The organism is Psychrobacillus sp. 05T411 (assembly GCF_056396485.1).
The window spans coordinates 23,678-32,402 of sequence record NZ_JBFTLO010000033.1; the positions used below are offsets into that span (position 1 = coordinate 23,678).

Here is an 8,725-nt window from a genome sequence, read left to right on the forward strand (position 1 = left end):
GTAAATATGAATAACGAACCTTTTATCCCAATCATTGTGGGGACAGATATGAATGCTTATAATATGGCTATCTCATTTCATGAGGAATATAGTATAAAGCCAATTTTAGTCGGAAAGGAAGAAATGTCCTTTACCAAATGGAGCAGTGTCATTGAACATATTGAAATTCATCCAAACTTATGGGATAAAGCTGCATTTGTCACTGTTTTAACGGAAGTGGCGAAGAAATATAAAACGGCAGGTAAGCAGTTACTGTTAATCGGAACAAATGATTTTTATGTCCGACTAATTATTGAAAATGCGAAAGCGTTAAAAGAAATGTATGTATTTAACTATATGTCAGAAGAGTTAATGAATAATCTGCTTGTGAAATCGAATTTTTATAAACTTTGCGAAGAGCATGGAATCGATGCACCAAAAACATATTATTATTCTTGTACCAAGAAAGAACCTTTTACAGAAGAAGTGTTATTTCCTTTAATCATTAAACCAAGTAATGGTGTTCAATATTATAAAAATAAATTCCCAGGGCAACAAAAAGTATATCGTGTAGAAACACGGGAAGAACTGAATGATGTCATAAACAAAGTGAATGCTAGTGGTTATATGGAAGATTTAATCATTCAAGACTATATTCCTGGTGATGATACGTATATGTGGGATTCTGTTTTTTATATGAACTCCAAGGGAAAAGCGCAGTTAAGTACACTTGCACAAGTTGTGCTGCAAGAACATACAGTCACTGCAATTGGAAACTATACGGCACTTATTACGAGATATAACGAAGATTTAATGAAAAAGCTTCAACATTTTTTAGAAGCAGTAGGCTATGTAGGGTTTGCCAACTTTGATTTGAAGTTTGATGAACGTGATGGTAAATTTAAAGTGTTTGAAGTGAATATTCGTCAAGGACGCTCAAGTTATTATACGACCGCGCTTGGTCATAATATGGCAAGATATTTTGTGGATGATGTAATTTATAATAAAGCAAAACCGCTGACATTATTAAATGAACATTTTCTATTCACGGTAGTGCCGAAGATCGTGCTGAAGAAGTTTGTCGATAATAAAGAGATCCAAAGGGAAGTTAGACATTTGTTGAGAACGGGAAAATGGGGAAATCCATTATTTTATAAAAACGATACAAGTTTCACACGAAAATTTTATTTAATTGCTCGCCAGTTTAATTATTATAAAAAATATAAAAATAATAATTGGTAAGTAAAAATTTACAATATATTCATAATAGATTTACAATCATCTGTTACATTTAAATAGACCCCTTTTCCAAACGATTTACCTGAAAAAAGCTAGCGCTCAGCTAGCTTTTTTTATTTTCTAGGAAATTAATGTTATTTGATAACTTTCTCCATATAAGGAAAGAGAGTTTCTTTTCATTAAGCACATTATAGGGAAACTGCGACGTAGTGCGTTGACTAGTGACCGCTATGATTTTCGCTTCAGGATGGACGCTTTCCGCCGGGTGAGCGATGAGCCTTCACCGACGCTAGCGCGTGCGATGTGAAGTCTCATCTGCTCACTCATCCGGCAGGAGTCGCCATCCTTTCACGAAAATCAATGGTAATTGCTCAATAATTGAGATCCCATATTAACAATAAATGGTTGAACGCGACAATAAGACTGCAGAACACGGCAAACTATTCTAGCAGATGTAGCATGGCGAGTTCGACTGGCTATAAGACATATAATTCCTATAATAGGTCGGAATTATAGTTGTCTCACATCAAGTACACTTGCTATTTTGAGAATTGGTTGCTTTCACAGGTATTTTGGTTGCTCTCGCGCTGATTTAGTTGCTTTCGTAGTAGAACTGGTTGCTCCCAGTCATCGGTTGGTTGCCCTATGCCATTTACTGGATGCATGCAATAAAAAAACTAGTTGAAATTTTGTTTTTTAATGGGATGGTATGGATAATTGGGCGATTTCTTTTGATTTTCGCTACAGGCGTCGACTCCTACCGGTTAAGTGAGCAAAATGAGACATCCCAACGTACGCCTAAGGGCGGCGGGGATGGCTCATCGCTCACCCGGCGGAAAGCGTACGACTGTAGCGAAAATCACAGCGGATACTTTATTCAACGCACTACGTCGCAGTATCTCTAAACTATGAAAACTATCCCTTGTTGGCACCATTTTTTTATTTTTGAAACCAAATGGGTCGTTACTCCGTAAAAGAACTATACATATAGAAAGGGGATAAACGATGAGTACAAAGAGATTAGTATCGATCATTGTTGCTTCAATCATCGGAATCATTTTATTATCTGCTGTATTTACATCTTGGTACACAGTAGACGAATCAGAACAAGCAATTGTTATTACATTTGGGGAAGCAGGTGACCCAATTACAGAATCAGGTCTAAAATTTAAAATGCCTTGGCCCATTCAAAAAGTAGAAAAATTATCAAAAGAAACTTTTAGTCTGCAATTTGGCTATCAGCAAACACCTGATGGAGAAATTACCGAAACTTTTGATAAAGATATAAAAATGATCACTGGTGACGATAATATTGTCTTAACGGATTTAGTTGTACAGTGGAAGATTACAGATCCAAAAGCTTACCTATTTAACTCCGAAAGTCCTCAAGATTTATTGCATGATGCAACGTCTGCCTCAATTCGATCGATTATTGGAAACTCCAAAATTGACGACGCTTTAACATCCGGAAAAGCGCAAATTGAAGCTGATACGGTTGAACTATTAGGCTCGTTAATAGATAAATATGAGATTGGAATTACAGTACTTACTGTAAAACTACAAGACGTAGAGTTACCAAATGCGGAAGTACGATCTGCTTTTACTGCTGTAACGGATGCAGAAGAAACAAAGAACACCAAAGTAAACCAAGCTGAGAAATATGTGAATCAAAAAATGAGCGAGGCAGAAGGGGAAGTAGATGCCATCAAATCGGAAGCAGCTGGATATAAAACAGCCCGTATTCAACAAGCGCTCGGAGATGTAGAGTTATTTAATAAGCTTTACGCAGAATATGCAAACAATAAAGAGATAACGAGACAGCGACTTGTGATGGAGACACTTGATGCGGTCTTACCAAATGCGCAGATTTACATTATGAATGATGATGGTGGGACGATGAAGTACTTGCCGCTTCAACCAATGGAATCAAATAAACAATCAACTACACCAGCGGCTACAGAAACAGAAGAAGGGAGTGGACAATAATGGCGGATAATCATAATCCATTTTCCAATTTAGAAGATAAATTTAAAGCCACACAAAATAAGAAGAAACCCAAAAAAGAAAAAACACCGATAGATTATAAGAAATATACAAAGTCATTTATCGCTATTTTCGTTGTATTTGTCGTAATTGTAATTGCTTTTGCAAACATTTATGTTGTAAAAGAAGGAGACTTCAAAGTAGTTCGTCAGTTCGGTGAGATTAAGGATATTAAAGATACACCAGGATTGCATATGAAAATACCATTTATTCAAAGTGTTACTACCGTTCCTAAATATCAAATGTACTACAAATTATCAGAAGCGGAGATTAACACGAAAGATAAACGTCGAATTATTATTGATAATTATGCGGTTTGGCGAGTTACGAACGCAAAAGAGATGATTTCGAATGCTGGTAATTTAATAAATGCGGGCTCAAGAATGGAAGAATTCATCTATTCCGTTGTACGTTCAGAACTTGGTCAATTAAACTATAACGAGATAATCAATGATGAAAATTCTTCCCGAGGAAGTTTAAATGATCAGATTACAAAGCATGTAAATGAACTGCTTCAAAAAGATAAATACGGTATAGAAGTAATAGATGTTCGTATTAAACGAACAGACTTACCGGAAGAAAACGAGCAATCTGTATACAATGAGATGATTTCGGAGAGACAAAGTATTGCACAAAAGTTTTTATCTACAGGTGATGCAGATAAACGTCGTATTGAAGCAGACACAGATCGCCAAGTAAGAGAGATGCTTGCGACTGCCAAAAAAGACGCTGCAAAGATTGCTGCAGAAGGCGATGCGGAGGCTGCAAAAATATACAACGATAGTTTCTCTAAAGATCCGGAGTTCTATTCTCTTTACCGGACGCTTGAATCTTATAAGCGAACGATTGGAGAAGATTCGATGATTATTATTCCATCTGACTCTCCTTATGCAAAAATTCTATCTGGTTACTTAGAATAGTATATGAATCGTCATTCCCCTTACTATCATGGTAAGATATAGGGAATGACGATTTTATTTTTTAAAATGAGATGCATGGTAAATCGAAGGAGTGAACTTTAATGGCAAACGAAAAAATTCTTTTATTGGATGGGAACAGTCTCGCGTACAGAGCGTTTTTTGCATTACCATTATTAACAAATGAACATGGCATACATACAAATGCGGTTTATGGTTTTACACTAATGTTGCAAAAAATTATGGAAGAAGAAAATCCTACTCATATGCTCGTAGCATTTGATGCGGGGAAAACGACTTTTCGTCACTCTACTTTTGGTGAATACAAGGGTGGAAGACAGAAAACGCCACCTGAACTGTCCGAGCAATTCCCTTATGTTCGAAAACTCATTGATGCCTATGGGATTAAACGATATGAGTTGGAAATGTATGAAGCGGACGATATTATCGGGACACTTAGTAAACAAGCAGATGCAAATGGTCAGCAAGTAGTTATAGTATCAGGAGACAAAGACTTGACGCAGTTAGCAACGGACCGCACGACTGTTTATATTACCCGTAAAGGTATTACCGACATTGAAAAATATACACCTGCCCATGTGGAAGAAAAATATGGACTTACTCCGCTTCAAATTATCGATATGAAAGGTCTAATGGGAGACGCTTCCGATAATATCCCTGGTGTACCTGGGGTTGGAGAAAAAACAGCGATCAAATTATTAAAAGAACATGGCTCTGTTGAAAATCTATATCAAGCGTTGGACACAGTTAGCGGCGTAAAATTAAAAGAAAAATTAGTAGCAAACGAAGAACAAGCGAAAATGAGCAAGACACTTGCTACAATTGAAACAAATGCACCGATTGAAGTTTCCATCACTGATTTAACATATAGTGGACCTAATATGGAAGAAGTAGTGGAGATTTGGAAAGAGCTTTCCTTTAAAACGCTTTTAGAAAAATCCGATTACGTTGTGGAAGAACAAGAAACTGCCCAAATAAATTATCAAGTGTTAGAGGAAGTCAACACTTCTCATTTAAAAGACCAGATGGCCGTTCATTTCGAAATGTATGACGAACAATATCATACGAGTGAATTACTAGGAATTGCTTTATCCGATGGTAATGATTCCTATTTCATACAAGGGACTAATGCATTTCAATCTGATGCCTTCTGTGCTTGGTTAGAGGATGACTCGAAACAGAAATTTTTGTCCGACTCAAAAGCGACGCAGGCAGTAAGTAGAAAACATGGCGTCAGCATACAAGGAGCAGAATTTGATTTATTATTAGCAGCTTATATTGTTAATCAATCCATCTCTTCTGGCGATGTATCCACACTTGCAAAAGAATTTGGAAACTATAATGTTTGGACAGACGAAAACGTATATGGCAAAGGTGCGAAAAAATCGACGCCGGAACTGGAGAAACTTGCAGAACATGCGGCACGAAAAGCGCAAGCGATTTGGCAATTAAAGCCGACTTTAGAGGAAAAGCTAAAAGAAAATGAACAATTCGCATTGTATAAGGAGTTGGAATTACCGCTTGCCTCTATTCTCGGAACAATGGAATCAGACGGAGTGAAAGTGGACAAACAAATACTTGTCGAGATGGGACATGATTTGGAAGTAAAGCTGCAATCTATTGAGCAAGATATATATGCGCTTGCAGGAGAAAAATTCAATATTAATTCACCGAAACAATTAGGTGTAATTTTATTCGAAAAAATTGGGCTGACTCCAATAAAGAAAACAAAGACAGGATATTCCACAGCGGCAGACGTACTGGAAAAGTTAGCAAGTGAACATGAGATAATTGAACAAATTCTTCATTATCGCCAACTAGGAAAGTTAAATTCTACGTATATTGAAGGTCTATTAAAAGAAATTCATGAAGAAGATGGGAAAATCCATACTCGTTACCAACAAGCATTAACTTCTACAGGGCGCCTAAGTTCGATTAATCCCAACTTGCAAAATATACCGGTTCGTTTAGAAGAAGGTAGAAAAATTCGAAAAGCATTCGTTCCATCGCAACCTGATTGGGTTATGTTTGCTGCAGATTACTCGCAAATCGAACTTCGTGTACTTGCACATATGTCAGAAGATAAAAACCTAGTTGAAGCATTTAATAACGACTTAGATATCCATACAAAAACGGCAATGGATGTTTTCCATGTAGACGCAGAAGATGTGACATCGGATATGCGTCGTGCTGCAAAGGCAGTTAACTTCGGGATTGTATATGGTATTAGCGATTATGGTTTATCGCAAAACTTGGACATTACGCGAAAAGAAGCCGCAACATTTATCGAGCAATATTTAAGTAGCTTCCCAGGTGTAAAAGAATATATGGATGATATCATTCGCGTGGCAAAACAAAAAGGATTTGTTACGACGATTTTAAATAGAAGAAGATATTTACCTGAAATTACAAGCTCTAATTTTAATCTAAGAAGCTTTGCTGAACGCACCGCGATGAATACACCAATCCAAGGAAGTGCCGCAGATATTATTAAAAAAGCGATGATTGATATGGCACAACGTTTGAAAGATGAAAAAATGCAAACGAAGATGCTTTTACAAGTGCATGATGAATTAATTTTTGAAGCACCACAAGAAGAAATTGCATTACTTGAAAAAATTGTACCAGAAGTAATGGATACTGCGATTCAATTACTTGTTCCATTGAAAGTGGATTATGCATTCGGTGCTTCTTGGTACGAAACGAAGTAAGGAGTTTTGAATATGCCTGAATTACCAGAAGTGGAAGGGGTCGTACGGTCTTTACGACCAATTGCAACGGGTAAAACCATTCAATCTGTAGATGTTTCCGAAACGATTATCACATCGAAAGCTAATGGCAAAGAAGCAATTATAAAAGGGGCAGATGTAGAAGCGTTCCGAGCAGCGCTGCCCCAAATGACCATTGAAAGAATTGATAGACGATCCAAATATATTTATTTTCATTTACAGAAAGATGGCATTCCTCATTTACTCGTTTCCCATTTAGGGATGTCCGGTGCTTGGTTTTATGTTCGAAGTTTGAATGAAATTGGGGAAGACAAATTTATACGGCATTCGCATGTCATTTTCCATTTGGAGGAAGGGGACATGCTCGTCTATGCAGACATTAGACGATTCGGAGAGCTTCGTTTATTAGAGCGCGAAGCAGATCATCCACCATTATTGTTAATGGCTCCAGAGCCTTTTGACCAAGATGCTTTAGATCATTATTTGGCGATGAGTATGTTACCAAAATACGAAAACAAAGCGATCAAGGAATTTATCATGGATGGGCATGTCGTTTCGGGTTGCGGAAATATTTATGCGACAGAAGCATTATTCAGGTTGAGAATGCATCCAGCTCGAAAAGTGAAACGAATTAGTAAAGAAAGAAAAATACAGTTATTTAATGAAATCGTCATCGTGCTACTTGATAGTATTGAAAATGGAGGAAGTACGATTTCGGACTATCGTACTATTAATGGCGGAGCTGGCAATATGCAAAATCGATTACAAATGTATAGTAAAAAGAATTGTCCTATTTGTGGTCGGAAAACGTTGCAAAAAACGATAGGTGGCAGAACCTCAACTTATTGCGGTACATGTCAGAAATAAGGGAGGATTGTTATGATTATTGGTTTAACAGGAAGTATTGCCAGTGGAAAAAGTACTGTGTCGAACATGTTAAAAGCATTGGGATATCCCATTATAGATGCGGATATTGTGGCTCGAGTAGTTGTTGAACAAGGAACGAAAACACTAAAAATGATAACGGAAGTGTTTGGACAAGAAGTCATTGCTGAAGATGGTTCCTTAAACCGGGGAAAACTAGGGGAAATTATTTTTTCAAGCCCTTCTAAACGAAAACAATTAAATGATATTATCCATCCAGCCATTCGTGCAGAAATGCTTCGTCAAAAAGAGCAGCTTCTCAAAGATGGTCATCCAACAATTATCATGGATATCCCATTATTATTTGAAAGTAAATTGCAATCCTATGTAGAGAAAATATTAGTAGTAACGGTGACAGAAGAAATGCAATTGGAGCGATTAATGGCTCGAAATAATTTTACGCTAGAAGAAGCAAAAGCAAGAATCCAATCGCAGCTTCCGTTATCGATAAAAGAAAAAGAAGCAGACGCAGTTATTTATAATAATGGAACACTAGAATCGACAGAACAACAATTGAGAAAAATATTAAGTGATTGGAACGTGCTGATCGCTTAGCATAAAAGACCGAAGACAACTCGAAAAACGAGATATCTTCGGTCTTTTTTAATGCATAGGATACTTAGACATGTGGATAATTTTTTCAAGTAACATAAGGTATGTCATTCTTTATATTGTACGCAATATAGGGATACTGCGTGGTAGTGTGTTGACTAGTGGCCGCTAGGATTTTCGCTGCAGGACGGACGCTTTCCGTGGGGTGAGTGATGAGCCTTCACCGCCGCTTGCGCGTACGTTGTGAAGTCTCATCTTACTCAGGCAGAGGAACAAAGGCTAAGAACGCCACATCGTGTGGCAACGCCTTCGTGACCAACA

Annotated in this window: 6 protein-coding genes; all 6 read left to right on the forward strand. The window is 37.3% G+C overall.

What is annotated here, in order from left to right:
- The first annotated feature begins 6 nt into the window (after positions 1–6).
- The 6 genes from AC1DFT_RS18200 (at position 7) to coaE (ending at position 8,407) form a co-directional block, all read left to right on the forward strand.
- Positions 7–1,221, forward strand: coding sequence for a carboxylate--amine ligase (locus AC1DFT_RS18200; RefSeq protein ID WP_478160616.1), 1,215 nt, complete (start codon positions 7–9; stop codon positions 1,219–1,221).
- 1,002 nt (positions 1,222–2,223) lie between these two features.
- Positions 2,224–3,204, forward strand: a complete 981-nt coding sequence (gene hflK / locus AC1DFT_RS18205; RefSeq protein WP_478160618.1) for an FtsH protease activity modulator HflK — start codon at positions 2,224–2,226, stop codon at positions 3,202–3,204.
- Positions 3,204–4,181 (forward strand): protease modulator HflC, encoded by a 978-nt coding sequence (gene hflC / locus AC1DFT_RS18210; RefSeq protein ID WP_478160620.1) that lies wholly within the window; start codon positions 3,204–3,206, stop codon positions 4,179–4,181. The genes hflK and hflC overlap by 1 nt, the downstream gene beginning before the upstream one ends.
- Positions 4,182–4,282: 101 nt before the next feature.
- The gene (polA, locus tag AC1DFT_RS18215) at positions 4,283–6,910 is read left to right on the forward strand and encodes a DNA polymerase I (protein WP_478160622.1); all 2,628 of its coding nucleotides are present in this window, start codon (positions 4,283–4,285) and stop codon (positions 6,908–6,910) included.
- 12 nt (positions 6,911–6,922) lie between these two features.
- Positions 6,923–7,795 carry a bifunctional DNA-formamidopyrimidine glycosylase/DNA-(apurinic or apyrimidinic site) lyase gene (mutM, locus tag AC1DFT_RS18220; protein WP_478160624.1) on the forward strand — a complete coding sequence of 291 codons (873 nt, stop codon included), beginning with the start codon at positions 6,923–6,925 and terminating at the stop codon, positions 7,793–7,795.
- Between the two features lie 12 nt (positions 7,796–7,807).
- Positions 7,808–8,407 (forward strand): dephospho-CoA kinase, encoded by a 600-nt coding sequence (coaE, locus tag AC1DFT_RS18225; RefSeq protein WP_478160626.1) that lies wholly within the window; start codon positions 7,808–7,810, stop codon positions 8,405–8,407.
- Positions 8,408–8,725 lie beyond the last annotated feature (318 nt).

Excerpts from the sequence above, each read along its gene's own strand:
- AC1DFT_RS18200 (WP_478160616.1), top strand. The coding sequence starts at position 7 with ATGAATAACGAACCTTTTATCCCAATCATTGTGGGGACAGATATGAAT.
- hflK (WP_478160618.1), top strand. The coding sequence starts at position 2,224 with ATGAGTACAAAGAGATTAGTATCGATCATTGTTGCTTCAATCATCGGA.
- hflC (WP_478160620.1), top strand. The coding sequence starts at position 3,204 with ATGGCGGATAATCATAATCCATTTTCCAATTTAGAAGATAAATTTAAA.
- polA (WP_478160622.1), top strand. The coding sequence starts at position 4,283 with ATGGCAAACGAAAAAATTCTTTTATTGGATGGGAACAGTCTCGCGTAC.
- mutM (WP_478160624.1), top strand. The coding sequence starts at position 6,923 with ATGCCTGAATTACCAGAAGTGGAAGGGGTCGTACGGTCTTTACGACCA.
- coaE (WP_478160626.1), top strand. The coding sequence starts at position 7,808 with ATGATTATTGGTTTAACAGGAAGTATTGCCAGTGGAAAAAGTACTGTG.